Raw genomic sequence first — 23,238 nt, forward strand, 5'->3', positions numbered from 1 at the left:
ACCGTGGACAAGGCATGGCGTTTCCCGGTGGGTGTGGCATAGAAACGTGACATGTTCTGGGCCCTTCTCCTGCTGCTGGCATGGAGCGTCGCAGGCGCGGCGTGCACCCGGCTGTGCCTGGCCGCCGTCCGCGCGGCGGCCGTCCAGGAGCAGGCGGACGAGGACGCGGCAGCGGCCCGGCGGCATGACCTGACGCTCTACGAGGCGGCCTTCCTGTCCGGCGGACCGGGCCGGGTCGCCGACCTCACCATGGTCTCCATGGCCCGCCAGCGGCGGCTGCTGCTGGCCCGCACCGGCTGGGCGACCGTCGTGGATCCGCGCGGGCGCGACGAGATGGAGCGGTCGGTCATCGGGGCCATCGGCCCGGAGGGACAGTCCCGTATCGCGCCGGTGCGGGCGGCGGCGTCGGCCGCGGACGCGGTGCGCGGGCTCGCCGACCGACTCGTCAGCGCCGGCCTCGCGGTGCCCGACGGGGCCCGTACGACGGTCGCGGCCGGGGTGCGGCAGGTGCGGGTCGCCGCCGTGGTCGTCCTCGCGCTGGGCGCGACCGCGCTGCTGGTCCCCGCCACCCCGGACATGCCCCGCGACCTCGTCGCCCTCTGGTTCGCGCTGCCCCTCGCCCTCACCCTGAGCTGCCTGGCCGTGGCACGGGTCGAGGTCCACCCGTACGCGCGCTGGGCCTCCCCGGCCGGACAGCGGCTGCTGGGCGCGCTGGCCCGCCGCACCGGGGGCACGGGGGCCTTGGGGGACGACCGTACGTTTCTGACCTCTGTCGCCGTGCGGGGGATCCGCGCGGTCGGTGAGCCGGATCTGCGGGCGGCCTTCGCGCATCGTGAGCCGTACGGGCGCGACTGAGGCGCTGAGGCGGGGCGCGCTCGACCACCGGGGGGCGCACAAGGGGCATTGACGCCGACACCAGCCGACGGTGCTTGCCTTCCCCCACGACCGAACCAACCATCCCTTGTGTCGCCCGTGTCGCCGCCGTGCACCGAAGGGACCCCCCGATGAGAGCCGCCGCCCTCCACTCGGCCGCAGGAGCCCTGCTGCTGACCGCACTCTCCGCCGTCCCGGCGGGCGGCGTCCCGAGCGCCCCCGGTGCCCCCGGCCGCTCCGCCGCTTCCGGTGTCGTCCCCGGTGTCGCGCTCGCCGCCGTACGGGCCGCGGCGCGGGGCGTCGACTTCGGGAACTGCTCCGACGCCCAGGACCTGCCCGGCAGCATGCAGTGCGGCACGGTCACCGTCCCGCTCGACTACGCGCACCCGAACGGCAAGCAGATCAAGCTGTCCGTCAGCCGGGTGCAGGCCACCCACCGGGACCCGCACAACAGCAAGCGCCGGGTGCCCCGGCAGGGCGCGCTGGTGTTCAACCCGGGCGGTCCCGGCGGCTCCGGACGGTACTTCCCGCTGATCGGGCTGCTGCCGGAGTGGAAGCGGATCGGGGCCGCCTACGACCTCGTCGGCTACGACCCGCGCGGCGTCGGCGGCTCGGCGCCCCTGTCCTGCCAGGACCCCAAGCGCTTCTTCAAGGGCCCCGCCCCCGCCCCGGTCCACCCCTCCGAGTCGTACAAGCGGGAGCGCGTCGCGCAGGCGAAGGCGTACGCGCAGGGCTGTGCGCAGCGGGCGGGCAGCGCCCTCCAGCACTACAACTCGCTCAACAACGCCCGCGACCTGGACGTCCTGCGCGCCGCGCTGGGCGAGGAACGGCTGACGTTCATGGGGGCGTCGTACGGCACCTACTTCGGGGCGCTGTACGCGACCCTGTTCCCGTCGCACGTGCGGCGGATGGTGTTCGACGCGGCCGTGGACCCGGACCCGGCGCAGATCTGGTACCGCAACAACCTCGACCAGTCGGCGGCGTTCGAGAGCCGCTGGACGGACTTCCGGGAGTGGATCGCCGAGCACGACGACGTGTACGGCCTCGGCGACACGGCGGACGCGGTGCTCACCAGCTACGAGCGGGCCCGCGCCCGGCTGGCCGCGCAGCCGGCCGGCGGGAAGGTCGGCCCGGGCCAGCTCCAGGGCGCGTTTCTGCAGGCCGGGTACTACGACGACTACTGGCCCGCCCGCGCGCAGGCGCTGTCGGAGTACCTGAAGGGCGACCCGACGCAGCTCGTCGCGCAGGCCGGGCCGGTGCGGGAGGCCGCCGCGGAGGCGGAGAACGCCAATGCCGTGTACACGGCGGTGGAGTGCAACGACGCGCCCTGGCCGACGGACTGGAAGGTGTGGGACCGCGACAACACGCGGCTCGCGCGCGTCGCGCCGTTCGAGACGTGGGACAACGTGTGGGCGAACCTGCCGTGCGCCTACTGGCCGGCGCCCCGGCAGCAGCCGCTAGACGTGCGGACCGGTCCTGGCGAGCTGCCGCCGACGCTGATCCTGGCCGCCGAACGGGACGCCGCCGCGCCGTACGCCGGCGCCCTGGAGATGCACCGGCGGCTGACCGGCTCGGTGCTGGTGACCGAGCGGGACGCGGGCACGCACGGCATCGCGGGCGGCCCGAACGCCTGCGTCAACGGCCACCTCGACGCGTACCTGCTGGAGGGCCGGCTGCCGGTGCGGCGCGCGGCCTGCGCACCGCGCCCGGCGCCGAAGCCGGCGGCCCCCTCCGTGGAGCGGGCCGCCCGGCCGGCGAGCTGATCAGGCGAGGCCGGCGACCAGGTCGGCCACCGACTTGCGGCGGCCCGTGTAGAACGGGACCTCCTCGCGGACGTGCATACGGGCCTCCGAGGCGCGCAGGTGGCGCATGAGGTCGACGATGCGGTACAGCTCGTCGGCCTCGAACGCCAGCAGCCATTCGTAGTCGCCCAGCGAGAACGAGGCGACCGTGTTGGCGCGCACGTCGGGGAAGCCGCGGGCCATCTTGCCGTGGTCGGCGAGCATGCGGCGGCGGTCCTCATCGGGCAGCAGGTACCAGTCGTAGCTGCGCACGAAGGGGTAGACGCTGACGTAGTTCCGGGGCGTCTCGTCGGCGAGGAACGCCGGGATGTGCGAGCGGTTGAACTCGGCGGGGCGGTGCAGCGCCATGTTCGACCAGACCGGCTCCAGGGCGCGGCCCAGCTTCGTGCGGCGGAAGAGGTTGTAGGCCTCCTGGAGCTGGTCGGCGGTCTCGGCGTGCCACCAGATCATGAGGTCGGCGTCGGCGCGCAGGCCGGACACGTCGTACGTGCCGCGGACCGTCACGTCCTTCGCGGCGAGCTGGTCGAACAGCTCCTGGACCTCGTCGGCATAGCCCACGCGGTTCTCGGGGAGCACGTCCTTCAGCTTGAAGACGGACCACAGGGTGTAGCGGATGACCTCGTTGAGGTCCTTGGCCAGCTTGCCCTTGTTCGGGACCCGGCCGGACTCGGTGGTGGGGGCGTCGTCGCTCATGGTGCTCATTCTCCCGCTCCGCCGTGCAGACTTTGCACCGGGTTGGCCGTGAGCTCCCGGACGGCGCTCAGGTCGCCGCCGAGCTGGTCGACCGCGGCGTACGCGCTCGCGATGCAGGCCGGGATGCCGACGCCGTCGTACTGCGCGCCGCACACGGCGAGGCCCGGGAGCTTGGCTACGTCCTCGCGGATGCGGGCCACGCGCGCGTGGTGGCCGACCGGGTACTGCGGCAGGCCGTCCGTCCAACGGGTGACGCGGGTCTCGACGGGTGCCGCGGTCAGGCCGGTGGCCTCGCGCAGGTCGTGCCGGGAGACGTCGACGAGGCCGGCGTCGTCCCGCTGGAGGATCTCCGTCTCACCGTAGCGCCCCACGGAGGTGCGCAGGACGACCGTGTCGGGGTCCTCGTCGGCGATCCAGCCCCACTTCTGGGAGGCGAAGGTGGACGCCTTGATGGTGCGCCCGTCGACGGGCGGGACGAGGAAGCCGCTGCCGTCGGGCAGGGCGGTGTCGGCGCGCCGGTAGGCGAGGGTGATCAGGGCCATGGAGGCGTACTCCACCGCACGCAGTCCGGCGGCGGCCCCGGGGGACTCGGCGGCCAGCAGTGCGGCGGCGGCCGGTGCGGGGACGGCGACGACCACGGCGTCGGCGTGCAGCACCCGCTCCCCCGCGGTGACCTGCCAGCCGCCCGCGGGCTCCCTGCGCAGCCCGGTCACGGGCACGCGCGTGTGGATCTCCGCGCCGCGCGCCTCGACGGACGCGGCGACCGCGCGCGGGAGGGAGCCCACGCCGCCCTCGACGCCCATGAACACGGGCCCGGTCTGCTGGTTGGCCGCCGCCTTGGCCTGGATCTCGCGGACGGCCTCGGTCAACGACGTGTGCGTGCGCACCGCCTGGAAGAGCTGCGGGACGGCCGAGCGCATCGAGATCCGGTAGGCGTCACCCGCGTACACCCCGCCCAGCAGCGGTTCGATGAGGCGGTCGACGACCTCGCGGCCGAGGCGGGCGGCCACGTACTCCCCCACCGCCACGTCCTCGCCGACCTCGGTGCGGGGCAGGTCGGCGTCGCGCTCGATGCGGGCCAGGCCCTCGTCGGACAGGACGCCGGAGAGGGCGGCGGCGGTGCCGGGGACGCCCATGACATGGCCCTTGGGCATGGGGCGCAGGGCGCCCCGGGTCCAGATCGACGCCGTGGCGGTGGCGGGCGTGCGGAGGCGGTCGGTGAGGCCCACCTCGCGCGCGAGGGCGATCGCCTCGGGCCGGCGGGCCAGCATCGACTCGGCGCCGAAGTCCACGCGCACGCCCGCGATCTCGCCGGGCAGCAGCTTGCCGCCCACCCGCTCGGACGCCTCCAGCACGGTCACCCGCGCGCCGCGCTCCAGCAGCCGGTGGGCGGCGGCCAGCCCGGCGATCCCGGCTCCGATGACGACGACGTGCTGCCCCGCGCGTGGGCCCGTGCCCGTACCCGTTGTGCTCATGCCTCCCACTCTCTCAGACCCCACTGACAGCCCCACCGGCACGCCCCGGTGTCCTTCCCGCGTCCCGACCGTGACCGCATCGGAACCGATCCCCTCCAACGTCCCGGCCCGCCCATGCGTCGAAGAAGCGTCAGTCGTCACAACCCAGGGGGACCCACATGCGCACACGACGATCGGTACGCCTTTCGGTACGACGTCCCGTACGGCCCGGCCATGCCCTGGCCGGGCTCCTGCTGGCCGCCGCCCTCGCGCTCACCGGATGCAGCGGCGCGGACGACATGGGCGCGGGCAGCAGCGCCGACAAGGCCGCCGCCCCGGAGCCCGGCGCCGCCCAGGACGCGAAGGAGGGCGCGGGCGCGAGCGGCTCGCAGGCCACCGCCGCGCCGAAGCTGAACACCGCTCGCATCATCCGCACCGCCTCCCTGACCGTGCAGGTCAAGGACGTGCCGAAGGCCCTCGACGAGGCCCGCGCGACCACCGAGAACGCGGGCGGCTACATCGGCGACGAGACGACCGGCCGGGACGAGGACGGCGCCGAACACACCCGCGTGGTGCTGCGGGTGCCCGTCGAGAAGTACGACGCCGTCCTCGCCGCCCTCCAGGGCGCGGGCAAGCTCCTGGAGCGCACGGCGAAGGCGCAGGACGTCACCGACCAGGTCGTCGACGTCGAGAGCCGGATCGCCTCGCAGCGCGCCAGCGTCGCCCGGGTCCGCGCGCTGATGGACCGGGCCACCCGACTGAGCGACGTGGTCACCCTGGAGGGCGAGTTGAGCAGCCGGGAGGCCGATCTGGAGGCGCTGCTCGCCCAGCAGGCGTCCCTGAAGGACCGCACGAGCCTGGCCACGGTCACCCTGACCCTGTCTCAGAAGCCGGTCGCCCCCGCCGCCGAGAAGGACGACGACCCCGGGTTCACGGACGCGCTGGCGGGCGGCTGGGACGCGTTCGTGACGATGCTGCGCTGGATCACCGTCGTGTTCGGCGCGCTGCTGCCGTTCCTCGCGGTGGCCGCCGCGCTCCTGCTGGCGTGGCTGCGGCTGGTACGGCCGCGGCGACGGATCCGGCGGCAGCGCGCGGCACAGGTGAGCGGGGCGGAGCCGGGCGGGCCGTCGGCGGGCGTGCCTGGGCAGGACTGAACTGCGGGTCCACCGTAGCGTGTTCGTATGAGCATCGAGCGACTGGTCGTGATCGGCGGTGACGCCGCGGGCATGTCCGCGGCGTCCCAGGCCCGGCGTCTGAAGGGGCCCGGGGAACTGGAGATCGTCGCCTTCGAACGCGGCCACTTCACGTCGTACTCGGCGTGCGGCATCCCCTACTGGGTGGGCGGTGACGTCACCGCGCGGGACGACCTGATCGCGCGTACGCCCGAGGAGCACCGCGCGCGGGGCATCGATCTGCGGCTGCGCACCGAGGTCACGGAGATCGACGTGGCGAGGCGGCGGGTACGCGCGCGTGACGTGGATTCGGGGGCGCGGTCCTGGACGTCGTACGACAAGCTCGTCGTCGCGACCGGGGCCCGGCCGGTGCGGCCGGATCTGCCGGGGATGGACGCCGAGGGCGTGCACGGGGTGCAGACGCTGGACGACGGGCAGGCGCTGCTCGACACGCTGGCACGCGCGCGTGGGCGGCGGGCGGTCGTCGTGGGGGCCGGTTACATCGGCGTGGAGATGGCCGAGGCGCTCATCAACCGCGGGTATGAGGTGACGGTCGTCAACCGGGGCAGCGAGCCGATGTCGACCCTCGATCCGGACATGGGCCGGCTGGTGCACGCGGCCATGACGGGCCTGGGCATCACCATGGTGAACGACGCCGAGGTCACCGCGCTGCTCGCCGACGCGGACGGCCGGGTGCGGGCGGTGGTCACGAAGGACGCCCAGTACCCGGCGGACGTGGTGGTCCTCGGCATCGGCGTCCGCCCGGAGACCGCGCTCGCGAAGGCCGCCGGTCTGCCCCTGGGCGCGCACGGCGGGCTGCTCACGGACCTGGCGATGCGGGTGCGCGGCCATGAGGAGATCTGGGCGGGCGGCGACTGTGTGGAGGTCCTCGACCTGGTCTCGGGCCAGGAGCGGCACATCGCCCTCGGCACCCACGCCAACAAGCACGGCCAGGTCATCGGCGCCAACGTCGGCGGCGGGTACGCGACCTTCCCGGGCGTCGTCGGGACCGCCGTCAGCAAGGTGTGCGACCTGGAGATCGCCCGCACGGGCCTGCGCGAGAAGGACGCGCGCAGGGTCGGCCTCCAGTTGGAGACGGTCACCATCGAGTCCACCAACCGCGCCGGCTACTACCCCGGCGCCTCCCCCATGACGGTCAAGATGCTCGCCGAGCGCCGGACGGGCCGGCTGCTGGGCGTCCAGATCGTCGGGAGGGAGGGCGCGGGCAAACGCGTGGACATCGCGGCGGTGGCCCTGACGGCCGGAATGACGGTGGAGCAGATGACAGCCCTGGACCTGGGCTACGCCCCGCCGTTCAGCCCGGTGTGGGACCCGGTGCTGGTAGCTGCAAGAAAGGCAGCAGCGAAAGTACGGAACCTCTAGGCGGGCGTCAGGGCGACCGCTCCTTAAGCAGTCCCGGTGAGCCTCGGCAGGGCGGAAACCGCGGCCGGCGCCGTCTGCTGCTCCATCGGCTTCGCGTGTGCCGCGACCGCCGGCCGGGTCCGCAGCCGGTGGCTGACGGCCTCGTCCAGGGTCACCGGCCGCTGCATCTGCGAAGCGAGCCGCCCGGCCTCCTGGCCGAGTCGTGCCACGTCCTCCCAGGGCAGCCGGATCACCAGGGAGATCTCCGCCTCGCCGTCGGGCGTGGCGTGCATGGGGGGAGTAACTCGGTCGTTCATCGCCTGTTCCTCACGTCGTCCCCGCGGCCCGCCTTCCTTCGTGCCGCGAGCGGTTGCCGGTTCATACGCGCCCGTGCGAAGACGCGTTCACCGATTCGTCGAACGGATCGCGGGCAGTAATTTCCTGTGGTCATCCCCGTCCATGACGTGAACCCCGCGCGCCGCACCCCCGTGGTGACGTACGCGCTGATCGCGGTGAACGTCCTCGTGTTCTGGTTCATGCCGGGCCTGTCCGGCTCCGTGGCGGGTGACAGCGGCCTCGCGCAGAGCTGCCATCTGCACGCCTTCCTGGAGCACTTCGCGGCCGTACCGCGCGAGTTGATCCACCATCACCTGCCGCAGCTCGTCCCCACCGGCGAGGTGCGCGGCGCGTCCTGCCAACTGGGCCCGCCGGGCTACGACAAGTCGCCGGCGCTGAGCGTCCTGACCGCGATGTTCCTGCACGGCGGCTGGCTGCACCTGCTGGGCAACATGCTGTTTCTGCTGATCTTCGGAAACAACATCGAGGACCGCATGGGCCACGTCCGCTTCGCGCTCTTCTACGTCGTCTGCGGCTACGCGGCGTCCTACGGCTTCGCGCTGCTGAACGCCGACTCGACCGACCCGCTGATCGGCGCGTCGGGGGCGATCGCGGGGGTGCTGGGCGCCTATCTGGTGCTGTATCCGAAGGCCAGGGTGTGGGTGCTCGTCCCGTTCCTGGTGTTCCTGCCGCTGCGCCTGCCGGCCTGGCTGGTGCTTGGCTTCTGGTTCGGCCTTCAGGCCGTGTACTCCTCCGGCGAGGGCGTCTCCGACGTGGGCACCGTGGCGTACGCGGCGCATGTCGTCGGGTTCCTGGTGGGCATGCTGCTGGCCTGGCCGCTCAAGCCCGGCACGCCCCCGCCGCCGGAACCGCGCGGCCTGCTGTTCGGCAGACGGGCGCGGCCCCGGCACACGTGGTGAGCGCGCCTAGCGGGCCGTCTGCGTGTGGACGTACTCGGTGAGCCGGGTGAGCGCGTCCGGGTCGGTGGACGGCATCACGCCGTGCCCGAGGTTGAAGATGTGGCCCTCCAGGCCCTTCGCCGCGTCGAGGACCTCGCGGGTCTTCGCCTCGACGGCCTCGGTGCCGGCGAACAGGACGGTCGAGTCGAGGTTGCCCTGGAGCGCCTTGCCGGGGCCGACCCGGCGCGCTGCCTCGTCGAGCGGGACGCGCCAGTCGACGCCCACGACGTCCGCGCCGGCCTCGCCCATCAGGCCGAGCAGCTCGCCGGTGCCGACGCCGAAGTGGATGCGCGGGACGCCGTACCCCTCGACGGCCTTGAAGACCTTCGCGGAGGCGGGGAGGACCGAGCGGCGGTAGTCCACCGGGGCGAGCGCGCCGGCCCACGAGTCGAAGAGCTGGACGGCGCTGGCGCCCGCCTCGATCTGGACCTTGAGGAAGGCGGCCGTGATGTCGGCGAGGCGGTCCAGGAGGTCGGCCCAGAGCTCGGGGTCGCCGTACATGATCGCCTTGGCGTTCTCGTACGTGCGGGACGGGCCGCCCTCGATGAGGTAGCTCGCGAGGGTGAACGGGGCGCCGGCGAAGCCGATGAGGGGGGTGGCGCCGAGCTCGGCGGTCAGCAGGCCGATGGCCTCCGTGACGTAGGAGACGTCCTCGGGGGTGAGGTCGCGGAGCTGGGCGAGGTCGGCGCGGGTGCGGATCGGGTTCGCGACGACCGGGCCGACGCCGGGCTTGATGTCGAGGTCGATGCCGATGGCCTTGAGCGGGACGACGATGTCGCTGTAGTAGACCGCCGCGTCCACGTTGTGCCGGCGCACCGGCTGGAGCGTGATCTCGGCCACCAGCTCGGGCCGCGTGCAGGAGTCGAGCATCGCGATGCCCTCGCGCGCCTTGTGGTACTCGGGCAGCGAACGGCCGGCCTGCCGCATGAACCACACTGGCGTGTGCGGCACGGGCTCGCGCCTGCACGCCTTCAGGAAGGCACTGTCGTACGTCGCTGTCGGCTGGCGGCCCGCGGGGCTCTCGTTCGCGCTCACGACGGCAAGTCTCGCACGGCCCGCGAGCCACCGGGCCCGCCCCCTGCGGCACCTGTGCGCCGCGCCTCGGGTGTGCGCGGTCCGTGCGCCTGTTCGCCCAGCGCGCACCCGTCCGCGAGCCCCGCGCGGGTGTCTTGCCCTGCGCGAAGGCCCCGTTCCCCTTAATCTTCCCCGCATGGCTGCGGCTCAGGGACGACTGTCGGACGGCGCTGGCGGGATGGATGACGCGAACGAGGGGGACCGGGATGGGAGTGCGTCGACTCCGTTGCCCTTCCGGGCCGCCGTCGACGCGCTGAGGGCGGCCCGGTTGCGGCCGCAGATCGAGGTCGAGCCGACACCGGCTCCGAAGCGGCTCGCCCCGTTCGGGTACGCCCTGGAGGCGACGGTCGTGGACGGCGACCAGGATCTGGCCGACGGCCGTCTGGTGCTGCTGCACGATCCGGCCGGGCACGACGCCTGGCGCGGAACGTTCCGCCTGGTCACCCTCGTGCGGGCCGAGCTGGAGCCGGAGATGGCCGCCGACCCGCTGCTGCCGGACGTGTGCTGGTCGTGGCTGACCGGCGCGCTCCAGGCGCGCGGGCTGGCCTGCGGCGAGCCGAGCGGGACCGTCACACGCGCGAGTTCGCACTACTTCGGCGGGCTCGCCGAGCGCCCGGCGAACTCGCAGATCGAGATCCGGGCCTCCTGGACACCGCGCGAGGGCCTGGGCGGGGTGCCGGACACGGGGGCGCACCTGGCGTCCTGGTGCGATCTGCTGGCGCAGGTCGCCGGGCTGCCGCCGGCAGGTCCTGGCGACGCGTCGGTGGTGACGCTGCCCCAGCGCAGAGGCCCGCAGTCACGTTGACCGGCTGTCCGCCGCCGACCACCATCCCTTTGACGATGACCGTCTCTGCCTGATTGCCCGTCTCTGCCTCAATGCCCGCCCCTGCCTCAATGACCGTCCCTGCCTCAATGACCGTCTCTTTGTCGATACGACCATTTTCGATCCCGTAAGGCATCCACTTAAAACCGACTCGATCTTCGGATGATCGATCGCGTGTCCGAATTGCACAGATTGTTACTCACTAGATCGTGATCATTCTCTAAAGGACCCCAGGTTTACTGCCGAAGACGACTGTGACCTTGAAAGCACGGTTCGTCCCGGCTTCATCCCCACGAGCCCCACGAGCCGGCTCCCGTCCCCCACCCAGGAGGCCTGGTGTCCGTTCTCCTCGAGCAGCCCGCAAGCCTGGTCGCCTACCGCCCGAACAAGCCCACCGCCATGGTGGTCGTGGCCGACCCGCGCGTCCGCTCCACCGTCACCCGTCACCTGTGGGCGCTCGGTGTGCGCGACGTCATCGAGGCCTCGTCCATCGCGGAGGCTCGTCCCCGCATCGGCAACCCCCGCGACATCTGCGTCGCCGACGTCCACCTGCCCGACGGCTCCGGCCTCACCCTCCTGTCGGAGACCCGCGCCGCGGGCTGGCCCAACGGCCTCGCCCTCTCCGCCGCCGACGACATCGGCGCCGTGCGCAACGCCCTCGCGGGCGGCGTCAAGGGCTACGTCGTCACCGGCACCCGCACCAACCTCGGGCTCCCCAACCGGCCCGGCGGCGCGCCCATCGGTTCGGCCGCCCGGCTGCACCGCCGCCCCCCGGGCGCCCCGAGCCACCCGGGCGGCTACCGCGAGCTCTCCGGCCGTGAGGTCGAGGTGCTGCGGCTGGTCGCGGAGGGCCAGTCCAACAAGGCGATCGGCGTCTCGATGGGCCTGTCGGCGCTGACCGTCAAGAGCCACCTCGCCCGCATCGCCCGCAAGCTCGGCACGGGCGACCGCGCCGGCATGGTCGCGGTGGCCCTGCGGACCGGCATCATCCACTGACCCGCCCTCCCCCGCGCCCGCACCCGCCCCCGAGCCCTCCCTCACCCCCTCCTTCACCCCGACTTCACCGAGCTGACTGGTTTACGACCCTCTGACGCCCGTCGACGGAACGTTCCGTCGGCGGGCGCCGTCGATACACGGATACCCTTGACAGGTGACCGACGCCCAAGAAACCGCAGCAGCCAGCTCACTGCGAACCACCGGAGGCGCCCCTCCGGACGATGGCGGATCCACTGCTTCCGGGGCGCCGACACCTCTGCTGGAACCGCGCGAGGGCATTCCTCCCGTGATCGTCGACGACGCCTCCCTCGCCGAGGTGATCGCCGCCTTCGCCGCCGGCTCCGGTCCCGTCGCCGTGGACGCCGAGCGGGCGTCCGGCTACCGCTACGGACAGCGCGCCTATCTGGTGCAGCTTCGTCGCCAGGGCGCCGGCAGCGCGCTGATCGACCCCGTGGCCTGCCCGGACCTCTCCGCGCTCGGCGAGGCCCTCTCCGACGTCGAGTGGGTGCTGCACGCGGCCACCCAGGATCTGCCGTGTCTGCGCGAGATAGGCATGGTGCCGACGCGGCTGTTCGACACCGAGCTGGCCGGACGGCTCGCCGGATTCCCGCGGGTCGGCCTCGGCGCCATGGTCGAAGGCGTGCTGGGCTTCGTCCTCGAGAAGGGCCACTCCGCGGTCGACTGGTCGACGCGGCCGCTGCCCGAGCCGTGGCTGCGGTACGCGGCCCTCGACGTCGAGCTCCTGGTCGACCTGCGCGACGCGCTGGAGAAGGAGCTCGACCGGCAGGGCAAGCTGGAGTGGGCCCACCAGGAGTTCGACGCGATCGCCTCCGCCCCGCCGCCCGAGCCCCGCAAGGACCCGTGGCGGCGTACGTCCGGCATGCACAAGGTGCGCCGGCGGCGGCAGTTGGGGGTCGTGCGGGAGCTGTGGCAGACCCGGGACAAGATCGCGCAGCGGCGGGACGTGTCGCCGGGCAAGGTGCTGTCGGACGCGGCCATCGTGGAGGCCGCGCTCGGGCTTCCGCTGAACGTGCAGGCGCTCGCCGCGCTGAACGGCTTCGGGCACCGGATGGGACGACGGCAGCTCGAGCAGTGGCAGGCGGCCGTCGACCGCGCGAAGGCGCTCGGCGAGTCCCAACTGCCGCAGCCGGGGCAGCAGGTGACGGGGCCGCCACCGCCGCGGGCCTGGGCCGACAAGGATCCGGCGGCGGCCGCGCGGCTGAGTGCGGCGCGGTCGGCCGTCTCGGCGCTGGCCGAGGAGCTGAACATGCCGCAGGAGAACCTCATCGCTCCGGACTCGGTGCGCAGGGTCTGCTGGGAGCCGCCGAAGCCGCTGGACGGGGAGAAGGTCGCGCACGCGCTTGCTTCGTACGGGGCGCGGGCCTGGCAGGTGGAGCAGGTCGCTCCCGTTCTGGCCGCTGCGCTGGCGGACTCGGGCTCGGACTCGGGCTCGGGCTCGGCCTGAAGCCCCTCACCTCGTCGCTCCTCTCATGAAGCCGTTGTAGATGTACTTCTGGAGGGCCAGGAAAACGATCAGTGTCGGCAGGATGACCAGGACCGCTCCTGCCGAGATCGTTTCCCAGTGGGCCGCGTAGGGGCCCTTGAAGCGGAACAGGGACGTCGAGATCACGCCAAGATCTTGTGACGGCATGTAGAGGAACGGGATGTAGAAGTCGTTGTAGACGGCGATCCCCTTCACGATCACGACCGTCGCGATCGCGGGTTTCAGCAGCGGGAAGATGATCTTCCGGTAGATCGTGAAGGCGTTGGCGCCGTCGAGCCGGGCGGCCTCGTCCAGGGAGATCGGGATCGAGCGCACGAACTGCAGGAAGATGTAGATCGAGACGATGTCCGTGCCCATGTAGAGGGCGATGGGCGCCCAGCGGGTGTCGAACATGCCGAGGCTGTGGACGATCTGGAAGGTGGCCACCTGGGTGGTCACCCCGGGGACCAGCGCGGCGACCAGGAACAGGGCGATCACCAGTTTCCGGAAGCGGAAGGTGAACCGGTCGATCGCGTACGCCGTCATCGAGCCGATGAGGACCGTGCCGCCGACCGAGACGACGAGGATGAAGGCGGTGTTCCCGAACGCCCTGAGCATGCCGCCGTCCTGGAACGCCGTCACGTAGTTGTGGAAGTTCAGCAGGTCGTGCGGGAGCGTGAGCGCTCCGCCGCCGTCCGCCGTCTCGTTCTCGGTCTTCAGGGACGTCAGGAGGACGACGCCCAGCGGGAGCAGGACGATCAGCGTCGCGGCGAGCAACGACAGGTACACGAGGGCGCGGGCCACGGCTCGGCGTGTCATACGAGGTCCACCCTGTCGTCGGGGACGAGGCGTCGCTGCACCCAGGTGACCAGCAGGATGATCAGCAGCAGCACGACGGCCGCCGCCGAGGCGAGCCCCGTCTTGTTGAACTGGAAAGCCAGCTTCACGGTCTGGATCACGAAGGTCTCGGTGCCGGTCGCCCCGCCGGTCATGATGTACGGGATCTCGAACGCCGACAGCGAGCCGGAGACGGACAGGATCACCGTCAGGGTCAGCACCGGCTTGATGCCGGGCAGGATGATGTAGCGGAACTGGTGCCAGCGGCCCGCGCCGTCCAGTTCGGCCGCCTCGTACAGCTCCCCCGGGATGGACTGGATCGCGCCGAGGAACAGGACGAAGTTCATGCCGAGGTAGCGCCAGATCGAGACGCCGGCCAGGGAGACGTTCGCCGAGGTCGGGGTGCCTAGCCAGGCGTGGTCGGTGTGGTAGCCGAAGAGGCCGAGGACCGTGTCGAAGGTGCCGCGGTCCTGGAAGAAGTAGAGGAAGACGAAGCCGATCGCCACGCCGTTGACCAGGGACGGGAAGAAGAGCACGCCCTTGAAGAAGTTCCGGAAACGGATGTCGAAGCTCAGGATCGTCGCGAAGTAGAGCGCGGCGACGATCTGGATCACCGAGGCGGCCAGGTAGTAGCCGCTCACCCAGAAGACCTGGAAGAGGTCCTCCCTGGTGAAGATCTCCGTGTAGTTCTCGGCGCCCGTGTAGTGCAGTTCGGGGCTCACGCCGTCCCAGTCGGTGAAGCTGTAGGCCACCATGTTGGCGATCGGCGCGTAGGTGAAGGTGATCAGCAGGGCGAGCGGGGCGAGCAGGAACAGCCAGGGCGTCAGCAGCCGCCAGGCCGTGTGGGTGCGGCGGGCGGGGGTGTGCGTCATCAGTCGCCCACGTTCGTCTGCGCCGCGGTCCACTTCTTGCCGAGGCCGCCGAGGAAGTCGTCCAGGCTGCCCTTCTTCGCGCCGCGGGCGAGGTCGACCAGGTCCTGGCGGTACTCGGGCTTGTAGATGCCGACCTCGGACTCGTCGTCGATCAGCTTGACCTTCGCGCCCGCCGTGTCGTCCAGCTCGATGAGTTTGACGCCCGCCGTCTCGTACGGCTTCAGCACGTCGGGCATGGCCGCGTCCTTGAGCGGGGAGATCGCCAGGTTGTCCTTGTCGTAGCCGGACTTGTCGGTGAACCAGTCGATCCAGGCGCGGGCCGCCTCCTTGTGCTTCGAGTGGACGTTGACGGCCTGGTTGTAGTCGGGGCCGACGGTCGCGCAGTACGCGCCGTCCGTCTGGGCGGGGAACGGCATGAAGCCGATGTCGTCCGGGTTCACGCCGGCCTTCTTCGCGGCGTCCTGGAACTGGATGATCGCCCAGGTGCCGAGCCACTGGGTGGCGATCTCGCCCTTGGCCGTACGGGGCTTGGACTCCTCCCAGTTGCTGGTCGTCGGGTCCTTCTCGGCGAGGCCCTGCTTGACGATGTCGTACAGCAGCGTGTCCCCGACGCGCAGGTCGGAGCCCGCGGCCCAGGGGTCGCCCGCGGCGAGCTTCGCGGTGGCCTGAGGGTCGCAGTGGACCGCGCCGTCGACGTACGTCCATGAGGTCAGCGGCCACTGCGCGGCGAAGTTGGTGTAGTAGGGCACCGCGTCGGTCCTGGCCTTGATCGCCTTCAGGTCGGTGAGGAACTCGGCCGGGGTGGTGGGCCATCGGGTGACCCCGGCCTCCTTCCAGATCCGCTTGTTGTAGACGAAGCCGGGCATCACGCCGACCGGGCTCTGGCCGTAGACCTTGCCGCCGACGGTGGTGTAGTCGGTGAACCGGTATTTCCTGCCGCGTTCGGCGGCGGTGCCGAGGGAGGCGAAGAACTTCGGGTAGTCGTCCTTCTTGATGACCGCGGGGATCAGCAGGACGTCGCCGTAGTCGTCCGTGTTCATGCGGATCTTGATCTCGGACTCGTAGTTGGTGAGGGCCTGGAACTCCACTGTGACCTTGGGATAGGTCTTGTTGAATTCGGCGGCGTACTTTTTCATCGTGCCGTCCTGCACGAGGTCGGTCCGCACGGTGAGGACCGTGATGGTGCCGCTGACCTTCGCCGGGTCGGCGGGCGCGTTGGCGTCCGCGCCCTTGGTGCTGGCTCCGGTGCCGGTGCAGCCCGGGAGCAGCAGGGCCGCTCCCGCGACCGTGGCGAGGACCTGGACTGTTCGGCGGTTCAGGTGCCGGTTCATGTGCCGGTTCATGTGCGTCACTTCCGTTCTCGGGACGGATGAGCACGTGCGGGGTGGTCGAACACGAGCGGGTTGGCTGATTCGGCACTCTGACAGCGCTTTCCTCAACCGGTAAAGTCCCATTCCCGCCAACGATGAATACATGGCGCTCAGTTATGGGCTTGACCGGTTTAGGGAGTGCGCATGCTGGAGGCCTCACCGCTCGACGACGGATGGCAGTTGCGGCACGAGGGAAAGGCGCTCCCGGCCGTGGTGCCGGGCTGTGTGCACACCGATCTGCTCGCCGCCGGGGTGATCCCGGACCCGTTCCTCGGCACGGGTGAGACCGAGGTCGCGTGGGTGGGGCGGCGCGAGTGGACGTACGAGACGGAGCTGCCCGCGGCGGTGTCCGGGCATGAGCAGACCGACCTGGTCTTCGACGGGCTCGACACGGTCGCGGAGATCACGCTCGGCGGTCGACTCCTGGGCCGGGTGCGGAACATGCACCGCTCGTACCGGTTCGACGTGACGGGGCTGAGCGGGCCGCTGGCCGTCCGGTTCGTCTCGGCCTACGCGGAGGCGGAGGCCGTGCGCGGGAGGGTCGGCGACCGCCCGGCCGCCTACGCCGAGCCGTACCAGTACGTGCGCAAGATGGCCTGCTCGTTCGGCTGGGACTGGGGGCCGACCCTGGTGACGGCCGGGATCTGGCGGCCGGTGCGGGTGGAGCGCTGGTCGACGGCCCGGCTGGCGCGGGTGCGCCCGCTGGTCACCGTCGAACAGGGCGTCGGGGTCGTGGAGTTGCACGTGGACGTGGAGCGCACCCGGGTGGAGGCCGGGCTCACCCTGGAGGCCCGGGTGGGCGGCGTGCGGGCGCGGGCCGAGGTGAGGGGGTCGCGCGGCGTCGTGCGGGTGGAGGTGCCGGACGCGGAGCTGTGGTGGCCGCGCGGGTACGGCGAACAGCCGTTGTACGACGTCGAGTTGACGTTGCATCACGGGAACGCGCCGCTCGACGTGTGGCGGCGGCGGGTCGGTTTCCGCAGCGTCGAGCTGGACACCTCGGCCGATGCGCACGGCACCGGGTTCACCCTGGTCGTCAACGGGGAGCGGCTCTTCGCGCGGGGGGTCAACTGGATCCCGGACGACGTGTTCCCGTCCCGGGTGACCCGGGAGCGCTACCGCACACGGCTGCGGCAGGCCGCCGACGCCGGGGTCGACCTGGTCCGGGTGTGGGGCGGCGGGATCTACGAGAGCGAGGACTTCTACGACGCCTGCGACGAGTCGGGCCTGCTGGTCTGGCAGGACTTCCCGTTCGCGTGCGCGGCCTACCCGGAGGAGCAGCCGCTGCGCGGCGAGGTGGAGGCGGAGGCCCGGGAGAACGTCGTACGGCTGATGCCGCATCCGTCGCTCGTGCTGTGGAACGGGAACAACGAGAACCTGTGGGGGTTCCGGGACTGGGGGTGGGCGGAGCGGCTCGGCGGGGACTCCTGGGGCGAGGGGTACTACCTGGGCGTACTGCCGCGTGTCATGGGCGAGTTGGACCCGACGCGGCCGTACACGGCGGGCAGTCCCTGGTCGGGTTCGTGGGAGCACCATCCGAACGATCCGGCGCACGGCACGCACCACTCGTGGGAGGTGTGGAACCGGCGGGACTACGCCGAGTACCGGAGCGAAGTGCCGCGGTTCGTCGCCGAGTTCGGCTGGCAGGCGCCGCCCGCGTACGCGACGCTGCGGCGGGCGCTGCCGGGTGAGGAGCTCGCGGCGGACTCGCCCGGCATGCTGCACCACCAGAAGGCGGAGGACGGCAACGGCAAGCTGGAGCGCGGGCTCGCCCGCCACTTCGCCCTGCCCGAGGGGGACTTCGACCGGTGGCACTACCTCACGCAGGTCAATCAGGCGCGGGCGGTGGCGACGGGCATCGAGCACTGGCGGTCGCACTGGCCGGTGTGCGCGGGCACGATCGTCTGGCAGCTCAACGACTGCTGGCCGGTGACGTCCTGGGCGGCGATCGACGGGGACGGGCGGGAGAAACCGCTCTACCACGAGCTGCGCCGACTGTACGGGGACCGACTGCTCACGCTTCAAGTGCGCGGTGAGGAGCTGGTGTTGGCGGCCGTCAACCAGTCCGCCGAGCCGTGGACGGGGACCCTGTCGTTGCGGCGGGTGTCCGTGGCCGGGGAGGTGGTCGGCGCGGCGAGCGTCGAACTGGCCGTCGGGGCGCGGGCGGTGGGCGAGGTGCGGGTGCCGGTGGAGCTGACGCCGGACGGGGCGAAGGAGTTCCTGGTGGCCGACCTGGACGGGCTGCGGGCCGTGTACTTTCCGGTGCCCGACCGTGAAATCCCTTACCCGACGCCCGAGTTCGAGGTGAGTGTGGCGCCGGGGGCCGTCACGGTCACGGCCCGCACCCTCGTACGGGATCTGTTGTTGCAGGCCGACCGGCTGGATCCGGGGGCGCGCGCGGACCGGGGGCTGGTGACGTTGCTGCCCGGGGAGCGGGTGACCATCGGGGTCGAGGGCTGGGAGACTCCGGACGCCGCCGCCGCCCGGGCCGCGCTGTACTGCCAGGAGCCCGCTCGATGACAGCCTCCCCGTCGCCCCGCGTCACCATCAAGGACGTCGCCGCGCGCGCCGGAGTGTCCAAGGGTGCCGTGTCGCTGGCCTTCAACCGCAAGCCGGGGCTGTCGGAGGCGACCCGGGACCGGATCTTCGCGGCGGCGCGGGAGCTGGGCTGGGAGCCGAACCTCACGGCCCGGTCGCTGTCCAGCTCCCGGGTGGACGTGGTGGGGCTGGCGATCTGCCGGCCGGCCCGGATGCTGGGCCTGGAGCCGTTCTACATGGAGTTCGTCTCCGGGGTGGAGAGCGTGCTGACCGAGCACTCCTGCTCGCTGCTGCTGCGGCTGGTGCGCACCGTCGAGGAGGAGGTCGGGCTGCACGAGTCGTGGTGGCGGGGCCGCCAGATCGGCGGGTCGATCCTCGTCGACTTCCGCGCCGACGACCCCCGGGTGGCGGCGGCCGAACGGCTCGGGATACCGGTCGTCGCGGTCGGGCACCCCTCGCTGACCGGGAGCCTGACGTCCGTATGGACCGACGACACGACGGCGGTGACGGAGGCGGTGCGGTATCTCGCGGCGCTCGGGCACCGGCGGGTCGCCCGGGTCGGGGGCGCGGCGGCGCTCGGGCACACGACGATCCGGACGGCGGCCTTCGACGCGGCGGCGCGGAGCCTGGGGCTGGCCGGGGCGTGGCAGGTCGCCACGGACTACTCCGGGGAGGCGGGGGCGCGGGCCACCCGGTCGATGCTGACCGCCGCGCCGCCGGACCGGCCGACGGCCATCGTCTACGACAACGACATCATGGCGGTGGCCGGGCTGGCGGTGGCCGCCGAGATGGGGCTCGGGGTGCCGGGGGACGTCTCGCTGCTCGCCTGGGACGACTCGCAGTTGTGCCGGCTCACCCATCCGACGCTCTCCGCGATGAGCCATGACGTGCACGGATTCGGCGCGGAGGCGGCGCGGACGCTGTTCGGGGTGATCACGGGTGCGGGCCCGGGCTCGCACCCCGTGCCGACGCCGGTGCTGACGCCGAGAGGGTCGACCGCGCCGCCCCGGACGTGAGCGCGGGCGGGACGGAGAAGGGGATGGCGGGCGGGCCTGCGAATGTTTCTCGGGTGTGACCTTCGCCGCTTGGCCCTCCCGGACTGGGCAGCCACGTTACCCACAAGTAGCATGGGTTCTGAGCGCGCGCTCAGCGCTTGCGTGTCGCAGCAGTGCCACCCCGCACCTGGAGGAGAGCCATCGTGCCTCGTACCGTCAGGGACGTCGTCTTCGTAGACGGCGTCCGTACCCCGTTCGGCAAGGCGGGCCCGAAGGGCATCTACCACGAGACCCGGGCCGACGACCTCGTCGTGAAGGCGATCCGGGAGCTGCTGCGCCGCAACCCCGGTCTCGACCCCGCGAAGATCGACGAGGTCGCCATCGCCGCGACCACGCAGATCGGCGACCAGGGCCTGACCATCGGCCGCACCGCCGGCATCCTCGCGGGGCTGCCGACGTCGGTGCCCGGTTACTCGATCGACCGCATGTGCGCGGGCGCCCTGACCGCGGTCACCACGGTCGCCGGGTCCGTGGCCTTCGGCGCGTACGACATCGCCATCGCCGGCGGTGTCGAGCACATGGGCCGCCACCCGATGGGTGAGGGCGTGGACCCCAACCCGCGGTTCGTCAGCGAGAAGCTGGTCGACGAGTCCGCCCTGTTCATGGGCATGACGGCGGAGAACCTGCACGACCGCTACCCGCACATCACCAAGCAGCGCGCCGACGAGTACGCCGTGCGCTCCCAGGAGAAGGCCGCCAAGGCGTACGCCGACGGCAAGATCCAGGCCGACCTGGTGCCGATCTCGGTGCGCCGTACGAACGCGGAGGCCGGTGAGACGGGCTGGGGCCTGGTCACCGCCGACGAGCCGATGCGCCCGGGCACCACCCTGGAGAACCTCTCCGGGCTGAAGACGCCGTTCCGCGTGCACGGCCGGGTCACCGCCGGCAACGCGGCCGGTCTGAACGACGGCGCGACCGCCTCCCTCATCGCGTCCGAGGACTTCGCGCGCGAGCACGACCTGCCGGTGAAGATGCGCCTGGTGGCGTACTCCTTCGCGGGCGTCGAGCCGGAGGTCATGGGCTACGGCCCGATCCCGGCCACGGAGAAGGCCCTCGCGCAGGCGGGACTGTCCATCTCCGACATCGGCCTGTTCGAGGTCAACGAGGCGTTCGCCGTCCAGGTCCTGGCCTTCCTCGACCACTACGGCATCGCGGACGACGACGAGCGCGTCAACCAGTACGGCGGCGCGATCGCCTTCGGCCACCCGCTGGCCTCCTCCGGCGTCCGGCTGATGACGCAACTGGCCCGCCAGTTCGAGGAGCAGCCGAACGTCCGCTACGGCCTGACGACCATGTGCGTCGGCTTCGGCATGGGCGCGACGGTCATCTGGGAGAACCCGCACTTCGACGGAGGCGACAAGTGAGCACCACCGAACTCCTGAAGCGCGCGGCCGAGTTGTTCCCCGGCGAGGTCGTCACTCAGGCGCACGTACGCCACCTGGACCTGCCGTCCGGCGCGGGCCGCTTCGCCCTGATCACGCTGGACAACGGCCTGGACCACACCAAGCCGACCACCTTCGGACCGCAGTCCCTCGCGAACCTCGACGCCGCGATCGACCAGGTCGAGAAGGAGGCCGCGGCGGGCGAGATCGTCGGCGCGGGCGTCACCGGCAAGCCGTTCATCTTCGCGGTCGGCGCGGACCTCAAGGGCGTCGAGCTCCTCAAGGAGCACCCGGACGCGCTGGCCATCGGCAAGGGCGGCCACGAGGTCTTCAAGCGGCTGTCGGGCCTCGCGGTCCCGACCTTCGGGTACTACAACGGCGCGGCGATGGGCGGCGGCGTCGAGGTCGGTCTGCACTGCACGTACCGCACCGTGTCGAAGGCGCTGCCCGCGTTCTCCCTCCCCGAGGTCTTCCTCGGTCTGGTCCCCGGCTGGGGCGGCTGCACGCTGCTGCCGAACCTGATCGGCGCCGACAAGGCCGTCTCGGTGATCGTCGAGAACAGCCTCAACCAGAACAAGCAGCTCAAGGGCCAGCAGGTCTTCGACCTGGGGATCGCCGACGCGCTCTTCGACGGCGTCGACTTCCTTGAGCAGTCGCTGATCTGGACGGCGGGCGTCCTCAAGGGCGACGTCACGGTCGAGCGTCCGGTGATCGACCGCGGCGCCGCCTGGGACGAGGCCGTGGCGCGCGGCCGGTCCGTCGCGGACGGCAAGGTGCACGGGGCGGCCCCGGCCGCGTACCGCGCGCTGGACATCATCGCCGCCGCGAAGAACGGCGACCTCCAGCAGGGCTACGACGCCGAGGACGTCGCCCTCGCCGACCTGATCATGGGTGGCGAACTGCGCTCCGGCATCTACGCGTTCAACCTGGTGCAGAAGCGCGGCAAGCGCCCGGCGGGCGCCCCGGACAAGAACCTGGCGCGCCCGGTCACCAAGGTCGGCGTGGTGGGCGCGGGCCTGATGGCCTCGCAGCTCGCGCTGCTCTTCCTGCGCCGCCTGGAGGTCCCGGTCGTCCTCACGGACATCGACCAGGAGCGCGTCGACAAGGGTGTGGGCTACGTCCACGCCGAGATCGAGAAGCTGCTCGGCAAGGGCCGTATCAACCAGGACAAGGCCAACCGGCTGACGGCCCTGGTGAGCGGTGTCCTCGACAAGGCCGAGGGGTTCGCGGACGCGGACTTCATCATCGAGGCCGTGTTCGAGGAGATCGGCGTCAAGCAGCAGGTGTTCGCGGAGGTCGAGGCGGTCGCCCCGGCGCACGCGATCCTCGCCACCAACACCTCGTCGCTGTCGATCACCGAGATGGCGTCGAAGCTGAAGCACCCCGAGCGGGTCGTGGGCTTCCACTTCTTCAACCCGGTCGCGATCCTGCCGCTGCTGGAGATCGTCCGCGGCGAGCAGACCGACGACGCGTCGCTGGCCACCGCGTTCGCCGTCGCCAAGAAGCTGAAGAAGACCGCCGTCCTGGTGAAGGACGCCCCGGCGTTCGTCGTCAACCGCGTGCTGACCCGCTTCATGGGCGAGGTGCAGAACGTCATCGACGAGGGCACCCCGGTCGCGGTCGCGGAGAAGGCGGTGGAGCCGCTCGGCCTGCCGATGTCCCCGCTGGTCCTGCTGGAGCTGGTCGGTCCGGCGATCGGTCTGCACGTCTCGGAGACCCTCAACCGGGCCTTCCCGGACCGCTTCACGGTCTCCGCGAACCTCGCGGCCGTCGTCAAGGCGGGCAAGCGCGGCTTCTACGTCTACGACAGCGGCAAGCCGGAGCTGGACCCCGAGGTCGCCGCGCTGCTGAAGCAGGGCGACACCGCCCTGACCGAGGAGCAGGTGCGGGCGCGCGTCCTGGACGCGGTGGCGCAGGAGATCGGGCTGATGCTCGACGAGGGCGTCGTCGCCGAGGCCCAGGACATCGACCTCTGCCTGATCACGGGCGCGGGCTGGCCCTTCCACCTGGGCGGCGTCACGCCGTACCTGGACCGCGAGGGTGTCTCCGAGCGCGTGAACGGCAAGAAGTTCCTGGCGCCGGGCGTGGCGTCGGTGCCCGCGTAACCGTCGTAACCGTCGCGAACCGTTCGTGAAGAGGGCCTCCGCCAACCGGCGGGGG

Annotated in this window: 19 protein-coding genes; 12 read left to right on the forward strand and 7 right to left on the reverse strand. The window is 71.8% G+C overall.

Going from position 1 to position 23,238, the window contains the following annotated elements:
* Nucleotides 1-51: 51 nt before the first annotated feature.
* Both BMZ82_RS15945 and BMZ82_RS15950 read left to right on the forward strand, forming a co-directional pair.
* Nucleotides 52-855 carry a TIGR04222 domain-containing membrane protein gene (locus BMZ82_RS15945; RefSeq protein WP_093776139.1) on the forward strand — a complete coding sequence of 268 codons (804 nt, stop codon included), beginning with the start codon at nucleotides 52-54 and terminating at the stop codon, nucleotides 853-855.
* 149 nt (nucleotides 856-1,004) lie between these two features.
* A complete protein-coding gene (locus tag BMZ82_RS15950) occupies nucleotides 1,005-2,636 on the forward strand; it encodes an alpha/beta hydrolase (RefSeq protein ID WP_093776141.1) in 1,632 nt (543 codons plus the stop codon).
* Here BMZ82_RS15950 and hemQ read toward each other — a convergent pair whose 3' ends face one another.
* Together hemQ and hemG are read right to left on the reverse strand one after the other, a co-directional pair.
* Entirely contained in the window at nucleotides 2,637-3,368 is a 732-nt protein-coding gene (hemQ, locus tag BMZ82_RS15955; protein WP_093776299.1) for a hydrogen peroxide-dependent heme synthase, read from the reverse strand. It abuts the gene before it with no gap.
* A 5-nt stretch (nucleotides 3,369-3,373) separates the two neighbouring features.
* Entirely contained in the window at nucleotides 3,374-4,843 is a 1,470-nt protein-coding gene (gene hemG, locus BMZ82_RS15960) for a protoporphyrinogen oxidase (RefSeq protein WP_093776143.1), read from the reverse strand.
* Nucleotides 4,844-5,001: 158 nt separating this feature from the next.
* Between hemG and BMZ82_RS15965 the strand changes: the two genes are divergently transcribed.
* Nucleotides 5,002-5,976 (forward strand): DUF4349 domain-containing protein, encoded by a 975-nt coding sequence (locus BMZ82_RS15965; RefSeq protein WP_093776145.1) that lies wholly within the window; start codon nucleotides 5,002-5,004, stop codon nucleotides 5,974-5,976.
* A gap of 27 nt (nucleotides 5,977-6,003) precedes the next feature.
* A complete protein-coding gene (locus tag BMZ82_RS15970) occupies nucleotides 6,004-7,377 on the forward strand; it encodes an FAD-dependent oxidoreductase (protein ID WP_093776147.1) in 1,374 nt (457 codons plus the stop codon).
* Between the two features lie 23 nt (nucleotides 7,378-7,400).
* Here the strand turns inward: BMZ82_RS15970 and BMZ82_RS15975 are convergent, their stop codons facing one another.
* Nucleotides 7,401-7,673 (reverse strand): hypothetical protein, encoded by a 273-nt coding sequence (locus tag BMZ82_RS15975; RefSeq protein WP_093776149.1) that lies wholly within the window; start codon nucleotides 7,671-7,673, stop codon nucleotides 7,401-7,403.
* Nucleotides 7,674-7,799: 126 nt separating this feature from the next.
* On the opposite strand from BMZ82_RS15975, the gene BMZ82_RS15980 reads away from it, so the two are divergent.
* The gene (locus tag BMZ82_RS15980; RefSeq protein WP_093776151.1) at nucleotides 7,800-8,612 is read left to right on the forward strand and encodes a rhomboid family intramembrane serine protease; all 813 of its coding nucleotides are present in this window, start codon (nucleotides 7,800-7,802) and stop codon (nucleotides 8,610-8,612) included.
* 6 nt (nucleotides 8,613-8,618) lie between these two features.
* Here BMZ82_RS15980 and hemE read toward each other — a convergent pair whose 3' ends face one another.
* Nucleotides 8,619-9,686 (reverse strand): uroporphyrinogen decarboxylase, encoded by a 1,068-nt coding sequence (gene hemE / locus BMZ82_RS15985; RefSeq protein ID WP_093776152.1) that lies wholly within the window; start codon nucleotides 9,684-9,686, stop codon nucleotides 8,619-8,621.
* Nucleotides 9,687-9,861: 175 nt separating this feature from the next.
* On the opposite strand from hemE, the gene BMZ82_RS15990 reads away from it, so the two are divergent.
* The 3 genes from BMZ82_RS15990 to BMZ82_RS16000 all read left to right on the forward strand — a co-directional run bounded on the left by BMZ82_RS15990 (nucleotide 9,862) and on the right by BMZ82_RS16000 (nucleotide 13,009).
* On the forward strand, nucleotides 9,862-10,530 hold the full coding sequence (locus BMZ82_RS15990; protein WP_093776153.1) for a DUF3000 domain-containing protein: 669 nt from the start codon (nucleotides 9,862-9,864) through the stop codon (nucleotides 10,528-10,530).
* Nucleotides 10,531-10,884: 354 nt separating this feature from the next.
* Nucleotides 10,885-11,544: a helix-turn-helix transcriptional regulator gene (locus BMZ82_RS15995; RefSeq protein ID WP_093776155.1), complete on the forward strand. Its 660-nt coding sequence runs from the start codon at nucleotides 10,885-10,887 to the stop codon at nucleotides 11,542-11,544.
* Nucleotides 11,545-11,698: 154 nt separating this feature from the next.
* Nucleotides 11,699-13,009: a ribonuclease D gene (locus BMZ82_RS16000; RefSeq protein ID WP_093776157.1), complete on the forward strand. Its 1,311-nt coding sequence runs from the start codon at nucleotides 11,699-11,701 to the stop codon at nucleotides 13,007-13,009.
* A gap of 6 nt (nucleotides 13,010-13,015) precedes the next feature.
* Here the strand turns inward: BMZ82_RS16000 and BMZ82_RS16005 are convergent, their stop codons facing one another.
* From BMZ82_RS16005 to BMZ82_RS16015, 3 genes are read right to left on the reverse strand one after another with little or no spacing between them, the layout of a single operon-like run.
* On the reverse strand, nucleotides 13,016-13,846 hold the full coding sequence (locus BMZ82_RS16005) for a carbohydrate ABC transporter permease (protein WP_093776159.1): 831 nt from the start codon (nucleotides 13,844-13,846) through the stop codon (nucleotides 13,016-13,018).
* A complete protein-coding gene (locus BMZ82_RS16010; RefSeq protein ID WP_093776161.1) occupies nucleotides 13,843-14,736 on the reverse strand; it encodes a carbohydrate ABC transporter permease in 894 nt (297 codons plus the stop codon). The genes BMZ82_RS16005 and BMZ82_RS16010 overlap by 4 nt, the downstream gene beginning before the upstream one ends.
* Nucleotides 14,736-16,055: an ABC transporter substrate-binding protein gene (locus tag BMZ82_RS16015; protein ID WP_093776301.1), complete on the reverse strand. Its 1,320-nt coding sequence runs from the start codon at nucleotides 16,053-16,055 to the stop codon at nucleotides 14,736-14,738. Before BMZ82_RS16015 ends, BMZ82_RS16010 begins: the two co-directional genes overlap by 1 nt.
* Nucleotides 16,056-16,250: 195 nt before the next feature.
* Here BMZ82_RS16015 and BMZ82_RS16020 point away from each other — a divergent pair, with 195 nt between their 5' ends.
* The 4 genes from BMZ82_RS16020 (at nucleotide 16,251) to BMZ82_RS16035 (ending at nucleotide 23,183) form a co-directional block, all read left to right on the forward strand.
* Nucleotides 16,251-18,623, forward strand: coding sequence for a glycoside hydrolase family 2 protein (locus BMZ82_RS16020; RefSeq protein ID WP_093776163.1), 2,373 nt, complete (start codon nucleotides 16,251-16,253; stop codon nucleotides 18,621-18,623).
* Nucleotides 18,620-19,657 (forward strand): LacI family DNA-binding transcriptional regulator, encoded by a 1,038-nt coding sequence (locus BMZ82_RS16025; protein ID WP_093776165.1) that lies wholly within the window; start codon nucleotides 18,620-18,622, stop codon nucleotides 19,655-19,657. The genes BMZ82_RS16020 and BMZ82_RS16025 overlap by 4 nt, the downstream gene beginning before the upstream one ends.
* A 182-nt stretch (nucleotides 19,658-19,839) precedes the next feature.
* Complete coding sequence (locus BMZ82_RS16030; protein WP_093776167.1) at nucleotides 19,840-21,060, forward strand: thiolase family protein; 1,221 nt, start codon at nucleotides 19,840-19,842, stop codon at nucleotides 21,058-21,060.
* Nucleotides 21,057-23,183 (forward strand): 3-hydroxyacyl-CoA dehydrogenase NAD-binding domain-containing protein, encoded by a 2,127-nt coding sequence (locus BMZ82_RS16035; protein ID WP_093776169.1) that lies wholly within the window; start codon nucleotides 21,057-21,059, stop codon nucleotides 23,181-23,183. Before BMZ82_RS16030 ends, BMZ82_RS16035 begins: the two co-directional genes overlap by 4 nt.
* Nucleotides 23,184-23,238: the final 55 nt, after the last annotated feature.

Source organism: Streptomyces sp. yr375 (genome assembly GCF_900110755.1).
Lineage (GTDB): Bacteria > Actinomycetota > Actinomycetes > Streptomycetales > Streptomycetaceae > Streptomyces.